Annotated in this window: 17 protein-coding genes; 8 read left to right on the top strand and 9 right to left on the bottom strand. The window is 54.5% G+C overall.

The window, feature by feature from the left end; translation table 11 throughout:
* Positions 1–5 precede the first annotated feature (5 nt).
* From rseC to rseD, 5 genes are read right to left on the bottom strand one after another with little or no spacing between them, the layout of a single operon-like run.
* Positions 6–482, bottom strand: a complete 477-nt coding sequence (rseC, locus tag AB8818_RS17280) for a SoxR-reducing system protein RseC (RefSeq protein ID WP_116343322.1) — start codon at positions 480–482, stop codon at positions 6–8.
* Positions 479–1,432: a sigma-E factor regulatory protein RseB gene (gene rseB / locus AB8818_RS17285; RefSeq protein WP_041908666.1), complete on the bottom strand. Its 954-nt coding sequence runs from the start codon at positions 1,430–1,432 to the stop codon at positions 479–481. Before rseB ends, rseC begins: the two co-directional genes overlap by 4 nt.
* Positions 1,432–2,082, bottom strand: a complete 651-nt coding sequence (rseA, locus tag AB8818_RS17290; RefSeq protein WP_014832926.1) for an anti-sigma-E factor RseA — start codon at positions 2,080–2,082, stop codon at positions 1,432–1,434. The genes rseB and rseA overlap by 1 nt, the downstream gene beginning before the upstream one ends.
* 31 nt (positions 2,083–2,113) lie before the next feature.
* Positions 2,114–2,689 carry an RNA polymerase sigma factor RpoE gene (gene rpoE / locus AB8818_RS17295; RefSeq protein WP_006176728.1) on the bottom strand — a complete coding sequence of 192 codons (576 nt, stop codon included), beginning with the start codon at positions 2,687–2,689 and terminating at the stop codon, positions 2,114–2,116.
* Positions 2,686–2,769, bottom strand: coding sequence for a rpoE leader peptide RseD (rseD, locus tag AB8818_RS17300; RefSeq protein WP_233002681.1), 84 nt, complete (start codon positions 2,767–2,769; stop codon positions 2,686–2,688). The genes rpoE and rseD overlap by 4 nt, the downstream gene beginning before the upstream one ends.
* Positions 2,770–3,113: 344 nt before the next feature.
* On the opposite strand from rseD, the gene nadB reads away from it, so the two are divergent.
* Complete coding sequence (gene nadB, locus AB8818_RS17305) at positions 3,114–4,733, top strand: L-aspartate oxidase (RefSeq protein WP_192983526.1); 1,620 nt, start codon at positions 3,114–3,116, stop codon at positions 4,731–4,733.
* Here nadB and AB8818_RS17310 read toward each other — a convergent pair.
* Positions 4,718–5,455: a tRNA1(Val) (adenine(37)-N6)-methyltransferase gene (locus tag AB8818_RS17310; protein WP_371199934.1), complete on the bottom strand. Its 738-nt coding sequence runs from the start codon at positions 5,453–5,455 to the stop codon at positions 4,718–4,720. The two genes, nadB and AB8818_RS17310, sit on opposite strands and share 16 nt — an antisense overlap.
* A 132-nt stretch (positions 5,456–5,587) precedes the next feature.
* Here AB8818_RS17310 and srmB point away from each other — a divergent pair, with 132 nt between their 5' ends.
* A complete protein-coding gene (srmB, locus tag AB8818_RS17315; RefSeq protein WP_116343327.1) occupies positions 5,588–6,916 on the top strand; it encodes an ATP-dependent RNA helicase SrmB in 1,329 nt (442 codons plus the stop codon).
* Positions 6,917–6,968: 52 nt separating this feature from the next.
* Here srmB and grcA read toward each other — a convergent pair whose 3' ends face one another.
* Positions 6,969–7,352 carry an autonomous glycyl radical cofactor GrcA gene (grcA, locus tag AB8818_RS17320; RefSeq protein ID WP_006176733.1) on the bottom strand — a complete coding sequence of 128 codons (384 nt, stop codon included), beginning with the start codon at positions 7,350–7,352 and terminating at the stop codon, positions 6,969–6,971.
* A 314-nt stretch (positions 7,353–7,666) separates the two neighbouring features.
* On the opposite strand from grcA, the gene ung reads away from it, so the two are divergent.
* Positions 7,667–8,356 (top strand): uracil-DNA glycosylase, encoded by a 690-nt coding sequence (gene ung, locus AB8818_RS17325; RefSeq protein WP_023333064.1) that lies wholly within the window; start codon positions 7,667–7,669, stop codon positions 8,354–8,356.
* A 39-nt stretch (positions 8,357–8,395) separates the two neighbouring features.
* Here the strand turns inward: ung and AB8818_RS17330 are convergent, their stop codons facing one another.
* Positions 8,396–9,526, bottom strand: coding sequence for a tRNA/rRNA methyltransferase (locus AB8818_RS17330; RefSeq protein WP_116343329.1), 1,131 nt, complete (start codon positions 9,524–9,526; stop codon positions 8,396–8,398).
* A 204-nt stretch (positions 9,527–9,730) separates the two neighbouring features.
* On the opposite strand from AB8818_RS17330, the gene trxC reads away from it, so the two are divergent.
* The 5 genes from trxC (at position 9,731) to AB8818_RS17355 (ending at position 15,452) form a co-directional block, all read left to right on the top strand.
* Positions 9,731–10,150, top strand: a complete 420-nt coding sequence (gene trxC / locus AB8818_RS17335; RefSeq protein ID WP_061097357.1) for a thioredoxin TrxC — start codon at positions 9,731–9,733, stop codon at positions 10,148–10,150.
* A 69-nt stretch (positions 10,151–10,219) separates the two neighbouring features.
* Positions 10,220–10,918, top strand: a complete 699-nt coding sequence (gene tapT / locus AB8818_RS17340) for a tRNA-uridine aminocarboxypropyltransferase (protein WP_116343330.1) — start codon at positions 10,220–10,222, stop codon at positions 10,916–10,918.
* A gap of 35 nt (positions 10,919–10,953) precedes the next feature.
* Positions 10,954–13,617 (top strand): protein lysine acetyltransferase, encoded by a 2,664-nt coding sequence (gene pat, locus AB8818_RS17345; protein ID WP_116343331.1) that lies wholly within the window; start codon positions 10,954–10,956, stop codon positions 13,615–13,617.
* A gap of 110 nt (positions 13,618–13,727) precedes the next feature.
* Entirely contained in the window at positions 13,728–15,083 is a 1,356-nt protein-coding gene (pssA, locus tag AB8818_RS17350; protein WP_116343332.1) for a CDP-diacylglycerol--serine O-phosphatidyltransferase, read from the top strand.
* A gap of 45 nt (positions 15,084–15,128) precedes the next feature.
* Positions 15,129–15,452, top strand: a complete 324-nt coding sequence (locus AB8818_RS17355) for a YfiM family lipoprotein (protein WP_116343333.1) — start codon at positions 15,129–15,131, stop codon at positions 15,450–15,452.
* Here AB8818_RS17355 and AB8818_RS17360 read toward each other — a convergent pair.
* Complete coding sequence (locus tag AB8818_RS17360) at positions 15,449–16,744, bottom strand: MFS transporter (protein WP_163330604.1); 1,296 nt, start codon at positions 16,742–16,744, stop codon at positions 15,449–15,451. The two genes, AB8818_RS17355 and AB8818_RS17360, sit on opposite strands and share 4 nt — an antisense overlap.
* Positions 16,745–16,906: the final 162 nt, after the last annotated feature.

The following is a 16,906-nucleotide window of genomic DNA, read 5'->3' on the forward strand; positions in this document are numbered from 1 at the left end:
ATGGATCACCGGGCCTCAGAAGAGAGCGTCTCAACACGAAGCTGGTCTGGAGCCAGCCCGACGCTGAGAATGACAGGCTGCCACTCTTCGCGCGCGGCGAGCTTCGGCGAGAGACCTTTGGCAAGCCAAAAACCTCCCACGCCCCCCAGCGCGGCACCGCACATGGCGGCCACGTCGGTACCAAACAGCATCTGAAAAAGACCGCCCATGACAAACAGCCCCACCAGCGGAGAGAGATAGACCAGCATCGCGGAACTGAGCAGGCTGCCTTCCGCAATCCCCAGTTCCACCTTCTGACCCGCCACCAGCGGCTGTTCGCTCGGCACGGAAATCGTATGCGATGTCTGTGGCCCTAACTTATTCAGCACGCGGCTGCCACAACCGGCTCGGGATGCGCAGCTATTGCATGAGGCTTTAACATCACAGCTGACCAGCGCAATACCATTCTGCCACGAGACGACGGTAGCCCACTCTTTAATCATTGTGCGGCCCTGAATTTAATGCTGTCTGAAATGCGCTTCGCCGTCTGCGGAGGTAATTCCCCCACAATCGTGATCTCTGCATTATCGCGTACCGTTGTGCTGACCGTACGACGCCCGGTACGAAGCATTTGTTCAGCGCTATTTGCCGTTGCGCGGTTGATGTTCACCGAGAAGCTGAACAAGCCATCGGAATAGAGGCGTGATTCAACTGGCGTATCAATAGTGGGCAACTGACGGCGGCTGCTGGACACTTCACTAAAACCTTGCGGGATCCATGAAGGAACCCAGTTGAAATTAGCGGAGTCCCCTGCCGGAACAGAAAGCAGCGGCGGCAGGCTGGCCTTCGCCAGATTCTGCATGCTGTTGCCAACCTGATTGTTCACGCTGAAGGAGATGACGCGGAACTGTTCAAGCGTCTCACCGTCGCGGTCGAGCAGATCCACACGCATCGGCAGCTTGGTTTCCGCATCAATCCAGACGATATAGCTGTAGCGCGTGCCATCGCGCGCAACCACGCGAATCACTTCACACAGTCTGTCTGCAATACGGGTACGCCCTACCGAAATAAAATCATAGTAAGGGGCAAGCCGTTTGAAGTCGGTATAGATAAGCGACGGCAGAGAATCAACGATATAGTCGCCATTCAGCGTGAAAGGCTCCAGACCGGGTTCGAAATAGCTGATTTCGTTGCCACGCTGGACAACTTCCCGACGTGGACCATCCATCTGTAAAAGCTGGGCGAGCGGCTGGTTATCAAGACGGGCATGGCGATAGCGTAACGACTCGACGCCCTGCTTGTTGATGCTGATAAATGCCAACTCGTAATTGAGTGACTGGCTGGCCAGATTCATTTGCTGCAACAACGCCCCGGATGAAACATCAGCCGAGGCGTTAGCAGAGAAGAACAGGCTACCCGCCATCAGAGACATGGCGAACCAAAGTTGCTTCATTACTGCGATTGCGTTCCTAAAGTTTGGTTTCCGGGCACCTGCACAGCAGCTTGCTGAGTTTGGGCCTGCTCAAACTGAAGCTGTTCAGAGTGCAGACGACGCTGCAACTCGTAATCCTGCAACATCGCATTAATGCGACGGCGTTGCTCCTGCACCTGCTGTTGCTGACCGCCGCTGGCGGAGGCATCAGCCGGTACGCCCAGACTTACCGGGCTGGCTTTGCCCATCATCGGCAGTGTGTTGAACACTGGCGCTTCTGGCTGCTGATTAGTTTCAGACTGAGTATTATAGTGCTGGACGCCAACGATAACTGCAAGCGATACGCATGCAGCCACCCCCATTTGGGTGAGCTGGCTGGCCCATGGACGCACCTTCTGCCAGAAAGGCATTTTCTGCCACTGGTGAGGCGCAGGTTGAGCTTCAGGAATCAGCGGAGTGGTCTGATGAACAGGCTCATTCTCGATGGCCGCCATCACGCGGGCTGAGATATCGAAATGGAGAACCTCTCCGGTATCACCGCGCAGCGTGTCACGGATGAGATGGTAACTCTCCCAGGTCTCTTGCATTTCGGGAGAATGAGACAGCTCGTTGAGCAGCTCACTATCCAGCGTCTCACCATCCATTAAAGCGGAAAGTTTTTCTTTCTGCATGCCTAATACCTTTTCCAGTATCCCGCTATCGTCAACGCCTGATAAGCGGTTGAACTTTATTATCAATAGCTTCTCGCGCACGGAAAATTCGTGAACGCACCGTGCCGACCGGGCAATCCATGATAGCGGCTATCTCTTCATAGCTCAGACCATCAAGCTCCCGTAACGTAATTGCCATGCGTAAATCTTCCGGGAGCGACTCGATCGTGCGAAAAACAATTTGTCTCAGTTCTTCTGACAACATTAAGTTCTCAGGGTTCGAAATTTCTTTCAGCGCACCGCCACTTTCGAAGTTTTCGGCGTCGATAGCGTCTACATCACTGGACGGCGGACGACGGCCCTGAGCAACCAGATAATTCTTTGCCGTATTGACAGCAATACGGTACAGCCAGGTATAAAAAGCACTATCTCCCCGGAACGAATCCAGCGCGCGATAGGCCTTAATAAAAGACTCTTGCACCACGTCAGGTACATCACCTGACGGTACATAGCGGGACACCAGACTCGCCACCTTATGCTGGTAGCGCACCACCAGTAAGTTAAAGGCTTTCTGATCTCCCTTCTGGACCCGTTCAACCAGGACCTGGTCCGTTAACTGCTCGCTCATCCGAGGTAATGTCTCCCCAAACCTAAATTCCACGCGTTATCGAAACGCCACTCTACAACTACCGCACTTTGAGCAAGCACCAGCTTAGAGTGTCTGATCTTCAATAAGTTCCGTAACGCCTTTGTTTTTGTTCATCGCGCCGCAGACCGTTCATTTTCTCTCATTATAAGTCTGTTCACGATACGCACCACTTTCTGACAAGAAACATCTTTTTCCCGCCAGAAGAGTAACGCAACACGGGCTTTATTTCACCACAAAATCTGACGCTAACGATCTGCTTCGCAAAATAATTTCATTCATTTACCTCTCATTTACCCCTGCTTACGCGTTTAGCAATTGCAACACCCACTAAAAAAAACGTGCGATATCTCGCATTCAGGTGCTATTCTGCCCAAACACTGTTTAGTAAATTAAACAAAAAATCATGAACACAACACCTGAACTTCATTGTGATGTACTGATCATCGGCAGCGGTGCTGCCGGTCTTTCTCTGGCGCTTCGTCTGGCCGAGCATCAGAACGTTATTGTCCTGAGCAAAGGTCCGATAAGTGAAGGCTCAACATTTTATGCCCAGGGCGGTATTGCCGCGGTGTTTGACGAGACCGACAGCATTGCGTCGCATGTGGAAGATACGCTGATTGCCGGAGCCGGGATCGTGGATGCGCACGCCGCAGAGTTTGTCGCAAGCAATGCCCGCCATTGCGTTCAGTGGCTCATCGATCAGGGCGTATTATTTGATACCCAGGTTCAGCCTAACGGTGAAGAGAGCTACCACTTGACCCGTGAAGGCGGCCACAGCCACCGCCGCATCCTGCACGCCGCGGATGCTACCGGAAAAGAAGTGGAAACCACGCTGGTCAGCAAAGCGCTGAACCATCCTAATATCCGTGTCCTTGAGCGGAGCAACGCCGTTGATCTGATCATTTCCGACAAGATTGGCTTGCCCGGCACGCGTCGCGTGGTGGGGGCGTGGGTCTGGAACCGTAATAAAGAGAAGGTGGAAACCTGTCAGGCAAAGGCCGTCGTGCTGGCTACGGGTGGCGCCTCTAAGGTGTATCAGTACACCACGAACCCGGATATCGCTTCCGGGGACGGTATCGCCATGGCCTGGCGCGCCGGCTGCCGCGTGGCAAATCTCGAATTTAATCAGTTTCACCCCACCGCCCTGTTCCATCCTCAGGCGCGCAACTTCCTGCTGACGGAAGCCCTGCGCGGCGAAGGCGCTTATTTGAAACGCCCTAATGGCTCCCGCTTTATGCCCGACTTCGACGCCCGGGGTGAGCTGGCCCCGCGCGATATCGTCGCGCGCGCCATCGACCATGAAATGAAGCGTCTTGGCGTGGACTGCATGTATCTTGATATCAGCCATAAGCCAGCAGAGTTCATTCGCCAGCATTTTCCGATGATTTACGAAAAACTGCTGAGCCTGGGGATTGATTTGACCCGCGATCCAGTGCCCATTGTGCCTGCGGCACACTATACCTGCGGTGGAGTCATGGTTGACGATCATGGACGCACTGACGTAGACGGACTGTATGCTATTGGTGAGGTCAGCTATACCGGACTTCACGGCGCGAACCGTATGGCCTCTAACTCGTTGCTTGAATGTCTGGTGTACGGCTGGTCAGCAGCGGAAGACATCACCAGGCGAATGCCTTACGCCCGCGAGACAGAGCAGTTGCCTGCCTGGGATGAAAGCCGCGTGGATAACCCGGACGAGCGGGTCGTGATCCAGCACAACTGGCACGAGCTACGGCTATTTATGTGGGACTACGTTGGGATTGTGCGCACCACGAAACGTCTGGAACGGGCGTTGCGCCGCATTACGATGCTGCAACAGGAAATTGATGAATATTATGCCCATTTCCGCGTTTCCAATAATCTGCTGGAGCTGCGCAATCTGGTGCAGGTTGCCGAGCTTATTGTTCGTTGCGCGATGATGCGTAAAGAGAGCCGCGGGCTGCACTACACCCTCGACTACCCGGATCAGCTTCCTGAGTCCGGCCCGTCGATACTCGCCCCGCAGGTTTACATAAACAGATAAAACGCCTGGGTCAGAGCCGTGTAATCTTCGGAATAACGCTGGTCTGGCCCACGGATCACCATTCGGTCATTAAAGCATTCACCCTCTTTTGGCGAGAGCGCCAGCAGCACGCGGTGCGGCAACCGGCCTTCCGTATCAGAGATGTCAGTTCGCAGACGTAACGTCCAGCCGATCTCCTGCGCGATACCAATGAACGTGTTGCCGGTACTCTCGGGCAGGACCACACAGAAAAAACCTTCTTCAGAGATGAGTTCTGACGCACTGGTGAGCAGCGCTTTATGATCGAGGGAGCCGGTATAACGCGCCTGTTCACGCTCGGGTGTCCCGCACTCAACGCCGGGCTTGTAGTAGGGAGGGTTGCTGACAATCAGATCGTAACGCGCGGTTTGTTCAGGCGCCCAGGCGAGCACATCTGCGCATTCCACTTTCATTCGGGCTGCCCAGGGAGATTCGGCCATATTGTCACTCGCCTGCTCTGCGGCCTGCGCATCCAGTTCAACGGCATCAATGGTGACATGTTCTTCCGTACGCTGCGCAAGCATCAACGCCACCAGCCCGCTGCCGGTACCGATATCAAGAATACGCTTAACGCCTGCGACAGGTGCCCATGCTCCCAGTAAAATGCCGTCTGTACCGACTTTCATGGCACAGCGATCGTGGGCGACAAAAAATTGTTTAAACGTAAAACCATCGCGGCGCAGCTGCGCTTTGAGTTGAGACATGTCAGGACAACCTTCTAAGTGAAACTGGAGTAGCATAGGGGAAAGCGAAGTGGCCGCAAAGCGATATCCATACAAACAGATGAAGATTACAGCCGTAACGTCTATAATCAGCGCCCCACACAGAGGTAGAACATGACTGTAACGACTTTTTCCGAACTTGAACTCGATGAAAGCCTGCTCAATGCACTTGAGAGCAAAGGCTTTACACGCCCGACCGCCATTCAGGCAGCGGCCATTCCGCCTGCGCTTGAGGGCCGCGATGTGCTCGGTTCTGCGCCAACCGGCACGGGGAAGACAGCAGCCTATTTGCTGCCTGTGTTGCAGCACCTGCTCGACTTTCCACGTAAAAAATCTGGCCCGCCGCGTATTTTGATCCTGACGCCTACGCGCGAACTGGCTATGCAGGTTGCCGATCACGCGCGTGAACTCGCGGCGAATACACATCTGGATATTGCCACTATCACCGGCGGCGTTGCGTATATGAACCACGCTGAAGTGTTCAGCGAAAACCAGGACATCGTCGTCGCGACGACGGGCCGCCTGCTGCAGTACATTAAAGAAGAGAACTTCGACTGCCGCGCGGTAGAGACGCTGATCCTCGACGAAGCCGACCGCATGCTGGACATGGGCTTTGCGCAGGATATCGAGCATATTGCAGGTGAAACGCGCTGGCGTAACCAGACGATGCTGTTCTCTGCCACCCTTGAAGGGGATGCGATCAAGGACTTCGCAGAGCGTCTGCTGGAAGATCCGGTGGAAGTCTCTGCGACGCCGTCCACGCGAGAGCGTAAGAAGATCCACCAGTGGTATTACCGTGCGGACAATCTTGAGCACAAGGTTGAGCTGCTCAAGCACCTGCTTAAGCAGGAAGACGCCACCCGCACCATCGTGTTTGTGCGTAAGCGCGAGCGCGTGCACGAGCTGGCTGAAATGCTGCGTAACGCCGGGATCAACAACTGCTATCTTGAAGGTGAGATGGCGCAGATCAAGCGTACCGAAGGTATTAAGCGTCTGACCGATGGCCGCGTTAACGTGCTGGTCGCAACAGACGTTGCCGCACGCGGGATCGACATCCCTGACGTAAGCCATGTCATTAACTTCGATATGCCGCGTAGCGGAGATACCTATCTGCACCGCATTGGCCGTACCGGTCGCGCGGGCCGCAAAGGGATTGCGATTTCACTGGTTGAAGCGCATGACCACCTGTTGCTGCAGAAAATTGGCCGCTATGTTGACGAGCCGCTGAAAGCGCGCGTTATTGATGGATTGCGCCCAACCACACGTGCGCCGAGTGAAAAAATGACGGGTAAACCGTCCAAGAAAGCGCTGGCGAAACGTGCTGAGAGAAAAGAGAAAGAAAAAGAGAAGCCGCGCGTGAAGCAACGCCACCGCGATACCAAAAACATTGGTAAGCGCCGTAAGCCAAGCTCTGCTGCGCCAGAGACCAAAACTGAAGAGTAAAAAAAGCCGGGACATTTCCCGGCTTTTTTATTCCCCCCCCGTGACTGAAACCTTACAGGCTTTCAGTAAAGGTACGGGCGATAACGTCGCGCTGCTGTTCTGGAGTCAGTGAGTTAAAGCGAACCGCGTAGCCAGACACACGGATAGTCAGCTGCGGGTATTTTTCTGGGTGCTCAACGGCATCCATCAGCGTTTCGCGGCGCAGCACGTTAACGTTCAGGTGCTGACCCCCTTCAACGCGCACTTCCGGCTGCACTTCCATTGGGATTTCACGGTATTCGATTTCGCCCAGTTTGTTCACCGGTACGATTTCATCTTCAGCAAAACCCGCTTTCGCTACTACACAGCGCGCTTCATTTTTCTCGCTGTCCAGCAGCCAGAAAGAGTTGAGCAGATCGTCATTTGCCGCTTTGGTAATCTGGATACCTGTAATCATGTGTTGCCTCCCTTAGGCTACATTAACTGATGCTGGCCTTACGCGGCCAATTGGTAAAACCATTGTTTCTTGTGTGTATATATATCATTCACACCCCGGTGATTTATTGATTTAAATCAACAAAAACACCAACCACATAAAGAGTGTGGTTTGAATTTATTGTTTAAGATCAATTTCACACCTCTGCCAATTAAACTTAACCTGCATCATTTCAAAATAAATTTAATTGCTTAGCACGCATTTCAGCGCGTAATTTTGCTCACCGGAGTTAAACAGGTAAGCTAGTCACAGATTGAGATTCGCAGGAGAGCGACATGACGACACCTTTAACCTGGCATGACGTGCTGGCAGAAGAAAAGCAGCAGCCTTATTTTATCAACACGCTCAGCACCGTTGCCGCTGAGCGTCAGTCCGGGCAGACGATTTATCCGCCGCAAAAAGATGTGTTCAACGCGTTTCGCTATACCGAGTTGAGCGATGTGAAAGTGGTCATACTGGGCCAGGATCCCTATCACGGCCCTGGGCAGGCGCACGGGCTGGCGTTTTCCGTTCGTCCGGGCGTGGCTATCCCCCCTTCTCTGCTCAACATGTATAAAGAGCTTGAGGGAACCGTGCCCGGGTTTACCCGCCCTAACCACGGTTATCTGGAAAGCTGGGCGCGCCAGGGCGTGCTGTTACTGAACACGGTGCTCACCGTACGGGCGGGTCAGGCGCATTCGCACGCCAGCCTTGGGTGGGAAACCTTTACCGATAAAGTCATCAGCCTTATCAACGAGCATCGTGAAGGGGTCGTGTTTTTACTCTGGGGATCGCATGCACAGAAGAAAGGTGCGATTATCGACCGTCAGCGCCATCACGTGTTGAAGGCACCGCATCCGTCACCGCTGTCTGCTCATCGCGGCTTCTTTGGCAGTAATCATTTTGTTCTGGCAAATGAATGGCTGGAAAAACGTGGCGAAACGCCAATTGACTGGATGCCTGTGTTACCGGCAGAGAGCGAGTAGGGTTTGAATGTGCCGGGGCAAGCCCGGCATATAAGAGGCTTATGCCTTGTTCTGACGCCACCACTCGGCCAGCAGCACGCCGGTCGCAACGGATACGTTCAGACTTTCCACATTGCCTGTTCCGTCGATAGAGACGCTTAGATCTGCACTGGAGAGCGCCGCGTCAGACAGACCATCGCGTTCCTGACCTAATACCAGCACCATTTTACGCGGCAGCGTCGCTTTAAACAGCGGCGTACCGGCATGGCTCGAAGTGGTTACGATGGAATAGCCCGCTTTACGGAACTGCTCAAGGGCATCCAGAACGCTGTCGCCAGTGATAGGCTGTACGTGCTCGGCCCCGCCTTCCGCAGTACGGATCGCGGCGCCGGATTCCAGCAGCGCGGCATCCTGCAGCAGCACGCCCTTCACGCCAAAGTGCGCGCAGCTGCGCATCATTGCGCCCAGATTATGCGGGTTGCCCACGTCTTCCAGCGCCAGCACGCAGTCATCGGCATCCGCCTGGCTGACCCACTGCTGCACGGTCGTGCCGTTACGTTTTTTGATCAGGAAGCAGACGCCGCCGTGGTGTTCAGTACCGGAGGCTTTGGTCAGCTCGGCATCATCCACAACGTGGTAGGCTTTACGGTTCGCGGCCATCCAGCGCAGCGCTTCTTTAAAGCGCGGGGTCACGCTCTGGATAAACCAGGCGCGGACGATACACTCAGGACGGCTCTGGAACAGCGCCTGGCAGGCGTTCTCGCCATACACGCGGGTCTCTTCCGCACGCTGACGGCGCAGTACTTCCGGGTCAATAAAGCTTTTACCGCTGATACCGCCGTGATCTGGTTTTTCCGGCGTCTCATCGCCAGGGGCGCGAGAAACGGTGCGCCACGGGGAGGCGTTATCGCGTGAGAAGTCATCACGCGGACGATCGTCGCGTGGACGGTCACTGCGTGGGCGGTCGGAACGCGGACGGTCATCGCGTTTGCGATCGTCACGTTTGCGGTCATCAACGCGGGTATTTTTGTCATCGCGGGCGGGGCGACGGCCACCGTCTGCACGAGAGGACGCCGGACGCCCGCCCCCTTTTCCGGTACGCGGATTTTGGGTGCGTTTATCAGAGTCATCATCACTGCGGACATACATCACTTTGACCTTGCCGCTTTTGTTTTTCATTTCGTCGTTCATGCTTTTCTCCACCAGCGCTGCGCGAAGCGCGCAGATTACCCGATGTGCCAGCGCATAGCCATAATTTCGTACAAAAGCCTGTGACTATTGTTCTCATTGAATAAAACGCATTGTTGTTTCAAACAGGCTCATTGATAATATGTAACATATTAGAAACATTATCGGCGTTCTGCCGCTGTCCCACGGCTCTATCAGAGGTTAGTTATGAATACCGTATGTGCCAACTGTCAGGCTCTTAATCGCATTCCGGACGATCGGATTGAAGATGGTGCGAAATGCGGACGTTGTGGCCATGAATTGTTTGATGGCGATGTCATTAACGCGACGGGTGCTACGCTGGACAAACTCCTCAAGGACGATCTCCCGGTGGTGGTCGATTTCTGGGCGCCCTGGTGCGGTCCGTGCCGCAGCTTTGCGCCAATCTTCGAAGATGTGGCCGAAGAGCGCAGCGGGAAAATGCGGTTCGTGAAGGTCAATACCGAAGCCGAACGCGAGCTGAGCGCACGTTTTCGTATTCGCAGTATCCCGACCATCATGATTTTCAAAAATGGTGAAGTGATCGATATGCTCAACGGTGCGGTTCCAAAAGCCCCCTTTGATAGCTGGTTAAACGAATCGCTGTAACATTCCCGGGGCACATCTTGTGCCCCGTTCCCGCCTCTGCGAAAATAGGGTTTTTCCTCCATTTCGCCCATGACTGATAACGCTGTCCTTACATTACGCGCCGAGCGCCTTGCGCGCGCTACCCGACCGTTCCTCGCCCGCGGCAACCGTATTCGCCGCTGTCAGCGCTGCCTGCTGCCGCTGAAGGTTTGTCTGTGCGAAACGCTGGCCCCGAGTTCGGCGGAGAGCCGCTTTTGTCTGGTCATGTTCGATACCGAGCCGATGAAACCCAGCAATACAGGGCGTCTTATCGCCGATATTCTGCCGGATACCGCCGCGTTTCAGTGGTCCCGTACGGCACCGCCTCAGGCTCTGCTCGACCTGGTGGCAAGCCCGAACTACCAGCCGATGGTGGTTTTCCCGGCGTCTTATGCGGGAGAACAGCGTCAGGTCCTTACCGCGCCGCCATCCGGGAAACCGCCACTGTTTATTATGCTGGACGGAACCTGGACCGAAGCGCGGAAAATGTTTCGCAAAAGCCCCTATCTTGACGCGCTGCCGGTGATTTCTGTCGATCTTTCCCGCGTCTCGGCCTACCGCCTGCGCGAAGCCCATGCTGACGGCCAATACTGCACTGCTGAAGTGGCCATTGCGCTGCTGGATTTAGCAGGAGATACCGCAGCGGCCGGCGCCCTGGGCAACCATTTCTCATGTTTCCGGGAGCGCTATCTGGCGGGAAAAACCGTTCATAAGGGCAGCATCACAGCAACGGAGACGGAAAGCGTTTAAAATCATCAGGTCGCTTGCATTTACAGGAGGCCTGCATGAGCCAGAGAGGGTTAGAAGCGCTACTCCGACCTAAATCCATTGCCGTCATCGGCGCATCAATGAAACCCGATCGTGCTGGCTATCTGATGATGCGTAACCTGCTGGCCGGGGGATTCAACGGTCCCGTTATGCCCGTCACGCCGGCTTATAAGGCCGTTCAGGGCGTGCTTGCGTGGCCGGACGTGGAGAGCCTGCCTTTCGTACCGGATCTCGCCGTTCTGTGTACAAACGCCAAACGCAATCCGGAACTGCTGGAGTCACTCGGCAAGAAAGGGTGTAAAACCTGCATTATTCTCTCGTCTCCGCCTGAACAGCAACCCGAACTGCTGGCCTGCGCCAGCCGTTATCAGATGCGCATTCTTGGGCCGAACAGCCTGGGTCTGCTCGCGCCCTGGCAGGGGCTGAACGCCAGCTTCTCCCCGGTGCCAATTCGCAAAGGCAAACTCGCCTTTATCTCGCAGTCGGCAGCCGTATCGAACACTATCCTCGACTGGGCGCAGCAGCGTGAGATGGGATTTTCCTACTTCATTGCCCTGGGCGACAGCATGGATATCGACGTTGACGAGCTGCTGGATTTCCTGGCGAGAGACAGCAAAACCAGCGCAATCCTCCTTTACCTTGAGCATCTGAGCGACGCCCGTCGTTTTGTATCGGCTTCACGAAGTGCTTCCCGCAATAAGCCGATCCTCGTTATCAAAAGCGGTCGCAGTCCTGCGGCTCAGCGTCTGCTGCAGTCCCATTCCGGCATGGATCCCGCCTGGGATGCCGCCATTCAGCGCGCGGGGTTACTGCGGGTGCAGGATACGCATGAACTTTTTTCCGCCGTTGAGACGCTAAGCCATATGCGACCGCTGCGCGGTGAGAAGTTGATGATCGTCAGTAATGGTGCCGCACCTGCCGCACTCGCGCTGGATGAGCTTTGGCTGCGTAACGGCAAACTGGCCACGTTGGGTGAAGAGACGCTGCAACGCCTCAGAGAGGCGCTTCCCGCAAGCGTGACGCCCGACAATCCGCTTGATTTGCGCGATGACGCCAGCAGCGATCGCTATATCAGGGCAATCTCCATTTTGCTGGACAGCCAGGATTTCGATGCGCTGATGATTATCCACTCCCCTAGTGCGGTCGCGCCGGGCAGTGAAAGCGCGCGGGCGATGATTGAGGCAGTACGAAACCATCCGCGCGGCAAATACGTCACCCTACTGACCAACTGGTGCGGTGAGTTTTCCTCTCAGGAGGCACGACGCTTGTTCAGTGAAGCCGGACTGCCAACCTACCGCACGCCGGAAGGCACCATCACGGCATTTATGCATATGGTGGAATATCGACGCAACCAGAAACAGCTGCGTGAGACGCCGGCTTTGCCGGGTAATCTGACGGCGAACACCGTCGACGTTCACCGGCTGTTGCAGCAAGCTATCGAAGAAGGCGCGACCTCACTTGATACGCATGAAGTGCAGCCCATACTGGGCAGCTACGGGATGCAAACTCTGCCAACCTGGATCGCCAGCGACAGCGCTGAGGCCGTACATATAGCCGAACAAATTGGCTACCCGGTCGCCCTCAAGCTGCGTTCCCCCGATATTCCGCATAAGTCGGACGTTCAGGGGGTCATGCTGTACCTGCGTACGGCAACAGAGGTGCAGCAGGCAGCCGATGCCATTTTCGATCGCGTCAAAATGGCCTGGCCGCAGGCGCGGATCCACGGGCTGCTGGTGCAGAGCATGGCTAACCGCGCGGGCGCTCAGGAACTGCGGGTAGTGGTTGAACACGATCCCGTCTTTGGCCCGCTCATTATGCTGGGAGAAGGCGGCGTTGAGTGGCGTCCGGAAGAGCAGGCCGCGGTGGCATTACCACCGCTGAACATGAATCTGGCGCGCTATCTCATCATTCAGGCGATTAAAAGCAAAAAGATCCGAGGCCGCAGTGCCCTGCGTCCTCTCGATATTGCCGGGTTGAGTCAGTTCCTGGTGCAGGTGTCTAACCTGATCGTAGATTGTGCGGAGATCCAGAGGTTAGATATCCATCCGCTGCTCGCTTCCGGCACTGAATTTACGGCGCTGGACGTGACGCTGGATATCGCGCCATTCGAAGGGGACAGAGAGAGCCGCCTGGCGATCCGTCCGTATCCTCTGCAGCTGGAAGAGTGGGTTGAGATGAAGAATGGGGAACGCGCCTTGTTCCGCCCTATTCTGCCGGAAGATGAACCTCAGCTGCGGGCCTTTATCTCTCAGGTCACGAAAGAGGATCTTTATTACCGCTACTTTAGCGAAATCAACGAATTTACCCATGATGATTTAGCCAATATGACCCAGATCGACTACGATCGAGAAATGGCATTTGTCGCTGTTCGGCGTTCCGATCGGGGCGATGAGATCCTGGGCGTGACGCGCGCTATTTCTGACCCGGATAACGTCGACGCGGAGTTTGCCGTCCTGGTACGCTCCGATCTTAAAGGCCTGGGTCTGGGCAGACGGCTGCTGGAAAAACTCATCAGTTATACGCGAGATCACGGATTGTTACGTCTGAATGGCATTACTATGCCGAACAATCGCGGTATGGTGACCCTGGCGCGAAAACTCGGATTTGACGTTGATATTCAGCTGGACGAAGGTATTGTCGCCTTATCCCTCGGCCTGACATCAGCAGACAAACCCGAGTAAGCTACTGGAAATGTTACCCACTTTGGACGGGACTGGTGGTATCATTGTCCGCTTATGTTGTTTGCATGGTACAGACAACCCTTCAATGAACAGAGAAGAAACGCACTGTGATGTTGTCAAAATTTAAGCGTAATAAACATCAACAACACCTTGCTCAACTACCGAAGATTTCTCAGTCAGTTGATGATGTAGAGTTCTTTTACGCTCCCGCTCATTTTCGGGAGACGCTTCTGGAAAAAATTGCCAGTGCCACGCGACGCATTTGCATTGTGGCCCTGTATCTTGAACAAGATGAAGGCGGGCGCGCGATCCTGAACGCGCTCTATGAAGCCAAGCGTCAGCGTCCAGAGCTGGATGTTCGCGTACTGGTTGACTGGCATCGCGCCCAGCGTGGCCGTATTGGCGCGGCCGCTTCAAATACCAATGCAGACTGGTATTGCCGCACGGCGCAGGAAAATCCTGGCGTCGATGTGCCTGTTTATGGCGTACCGGTGAATACCCGTGAAGCGCTCGGCGTTCTCCATTTTAAAGGGTTTATCATTGATGACAGCGTCCTGTACAGCGGCGCAAGTCTGAATGACGTTTACCTTCATCAGCTCGATAAATATCGCTACGATCGTTACCATCTGATCCGTAATCCGCAGATGGCCGATATTATGTTTAACTGGGTTGATAAAAACCTGGTACACGGCCGTGGCGTTAATCGCCTTGACGATCCTGAGCGCCCTAAAAGCCCGGAGATCAAAAATGATGTTCGCGCCTTCCGCCAGGAGCTGCGCGATGCGGTCTACCATTTTCAGGGCGATGCGAATAACGAAGAGTTATCCGTTACCCCGCTGGTTGGGCTCGGCAAATCAAGCCTGCTGAATAAAACGATCTTCCATCTGATGCCGTGCGCGGAGCAGAAACTTACCATCTGCACGCCGTACTTTAACCTTCCCGCCGTACTGGTACGTAACATTATTCAGCTACTGCGCGATGGTAAAAAAGTGGAAATTATCGTCGGGGATAAAACGGCAAACGACTTCTTCATTCCTGAAGATCAGCCGTTCAAAATCATCGGCGCGCTGCCTTATCTTTATGAGATTAACCTGCGCCGTTTCCTGAGCCGTTTACAATATTACGTAAACACTGACCAGCTGGTTGTACGTCTCTGGAAAGATGAAGACAACAGTTACCATCTGAAAGGCATATGGGTTGACGATGAGTGGATGCTGCTGACCGGTAACAATCTGAACCCGCGCGCGTGGCGACTGGATCTGGAAAACGCGATCCTGATCCATGACCCTCAGCATGAGTTAGCCGCACAGCGTGAGCGTGAACTGGAGTTGATTCGCACGCATACCACGGTGGTTAATCATTACCGCGAGCTGCAGAGCATTGCCGATTATCCTGTGAAAGTCCGCAAGCTGATTCGCCGCTTGCGTCGTATCCGTATTGATCGACTTATCAGCCGTATTCTGTAATGTCCAGGCCCTGCCACCCGCAGGGCTTTTTTATGGAGCCCTAATATGCGCATCCTCCTGTTACTGAGCGTCCTCTTTCTGAGTGGCTGCAGTCATATGGCCAACGATAGCTGGTCCGGTCAGGATAAAGCACAGCATTTCCTCGCTTCCGCTATGCTTTCCGCAGCGGGTAATGAGTACGCGCAGCATCAGGGATACAGCCGTGACCGTAGCGCGGGGATAGGGTTGATGTTCTCTGTGGGCCTTGGGGCATCAAAAGAACTGTGGGATAGCCGCCCCTCAGGGAGCGGCTGGAGCTGGAAAGATTTCGCCTGGGATGTCGCCGGCGCAACGACCGGCTATGCCGTGTGGCAGATGGCGCATTATTAAAGACGAATACCTTTCCCTTTGCGATGCAGCATCAGGGAGACAACAAAGGCCAGCGCCCCCATTACCGTCACGTACCAGAAGAATGTCGTTTCACTTCCCCATGATTTAAGCGACAGCGCAACGTACTCCGCCGAACCACCAAACAACGCGTTGGCTACTGCATAAGAAAGCCCAACCCCCAGCGCACGCACCTGTGCCGGGAACATTTCGGCTTTCAGTATCCCGCTGATAGAGGTATAGAAACTGACAATCACCATCGCCAGCATGACCAGCGCAAATGCGGCATATGGCGATGATACGTGCTGGAGCGCAGACAGAACAGGCACGGTACACAACGCCGACAGCCCGCCAAAGATCAGCATTGACGTACGTCGGCCAATTTTATCCGAAAGCGCTCCGATAATCGGTTGGATGAGCATAAAGACAAATAGCGCCACAGTCATAATAACGCTGGCGACATTTGCGTGCATCCCGGTGGTGTTCACCAGGTACTTCTGCATATAGGTGGTGAATGTGTAAAAGCTGAGTGAGCCGCCCGCAGTAAAGCCCAGCACCATCAGGAAAGCTTTGCGGTTACGCCATAACCCTTTAAAGGTTCCCGCCTCCTTCAGCGTTCTGACCTCTTTCTGCGAGGTTTCATCCAGCTGACGACGTAGCCAAAGTGCAACTACTGCCAGCACGGCCCCCATCGCAAAAGGAATTCGCCATCCCCAGGCGTGGAGTTGTTCATCTGTCAGGATTTGCTGCAGGATCACCACCACGAGAATCGCCAGCAGTTGTCCACCAATAAGCGTTACATACTGGAATGAGGCGTAAAAGCCTTTACGGCCTTCCAGCGCAATTTCACTCATATAGGTCGCACTGGTGCCGTATTCACCACCGACCGATAGCCCCTGAAATAAGCGGGCCAGCAAAAGTAGCGCCGGAGCCCAGGTGCCAATCGATTCATATCCCGGTAAACAGGCGATCACCAGAGAACCAAAGCACATCATACACACGGAGATCAGCATGGAGGCCTTACGCCCGCGGCGATCCGCAATGCGGCCAAACAGCCAGCCACCGATGGGGCGCATTAAGAATCCTGCGGCAAATACTCCCGCCGTTTGTAGCAGCTGCGTCGTGGTGTTGCCGGAGGGGAAGAAAATATGTGCGAAGTAGAGTGAACAGAATGAGTAGACGTAAAAGTCGAACCATTCTACCAGGTTCCCTGAAGAGGCACTGACGATTGCCCATACCCTTCTTCGGGTATCGCTGTTAGCCAGCGTCCCGTTTGATGCAATGCTTTCTGTCATTGTGATTATGCTCCTGCCATATACAGCGGCGTATTGAGCTAGCAAACTCAATTACCTCGTAAATGAAATGTTATAATTTTGTTATAAATAACATTGAGACAGGGATCACACATTTTATTAGCAGGATAAGGGATTAAGAGAAAGGCCAGAATTTCCGGAACA

It is taken from the genome of Enterobacter sp. KB-280D8, from assembly GCF_041399405.1.
GTDB lineage: Bacteria > Pseudomonadota > Gammaproteobacteria > Enterobacterales > Enterobacteriaceae > Enterobacter > Enterobacter cloacae_N.

Coding starts and splice junctions, on each gene's coding strand:
- rseC (WP_116343322.1), bottom strand. CDS start 482: ATGATTAAAGAGTGGGCTACCGTCGTCTCGTGGCAGAATGGTATTGCG.
- AB8818_RS17360 (WP_163330604.1), bottom strand. CDS start 16,744: ATGACAGAAAGCATTGCATCAAACGGGACGCTGGCTAACAGCGATACC.
- srmB (WP_116343327.1), top strand. CDS start 5,588: ATGACTGTAACGACTTTTTCCGAACTTGAACTCGATGAAAGCCTGCTC.
- rseB (WP_041908666.1), bottom strand. CDS start 1,432: ATGAAGCAACTTTGGTTCGCCATGTCTCTGATGGCGGGTAGCCTGTTC.
- AB8818_RS17310 (WP_371199934.1), bottom strand. CDS start 5,455: ATGTCTCAACTCAAAGCGCAGCTGCGCCGCGATGGTTTTACGTTTAAA.
- pssA (WP_116343332.1), top strand. CDS start 13,728: ATGTTGTCAAAATTTAAGCGTAATAAACATCAACAACACCTTGCTCAA.
- rpoE (WP_006176728.1), bottom strand. CDS start 2,689: ATGAGCGAGCAGTTAACGGACCAGGTCCTGGTTGAACGGGTCCAGAAG.
- AB8818_RS17355 (WP_116343333.1), top strand. CDS start 15,129: ATGCGCATCCTCCTGTTACTGAGCGTCCTCTTTCTGAGTGGCTGCAGT.
- trxC (WP_061097357.1), top strand. CDS start 9,731: ATGAATACCGTATGTGCCAACTGTCAGGCTCTTAATCGCATTCCGGAC.
- nadB (WP_192983526.1), top strand. CDS start 3,114: ATGAACACAACACCTGAACTTCATTGTGATGTACTGATCATCGGCAGC.
- grcA (WP_006176733.1), bottom strand. CDS start 7,352: ATGATTACAGGTATCCAGATTACCAAAGCGGCAAATGACGATCTGCTC.
- rseA (WP_014832926.1), bottom strand. CDS start 2,082: ATGCAGAAAGAAAAACTTTCCGCTTTAATGGATGGTGAGACGCTGGAT.
- tapT (WP_116343330.1), top strand. CDS start 10,220: ATGACTGATAACGCTGTCCTTACATTACGCGCCGAGCGCCTTGCGCGC.
- AB8818_RS17330 (WP_116343329.1), bottom strand. CDS start 9,526: ATGAACGACGAAATGAAAAACAAAAGCGGCAAGGTCAAAGTGATGTAT.
- pat (WP_116343331.1), top strand. CDS start 10,954: ATGAGCCAGAGAGGGTTAGAAGCGCTACTCCGACCTAAATCCATTGCC.
- ung (WP_023333064.1), top strand. CDS start 7,667: ATGACGACACCTTTAACCTGGCATGACGTGCTGGCAGAAGAAAAGCAG.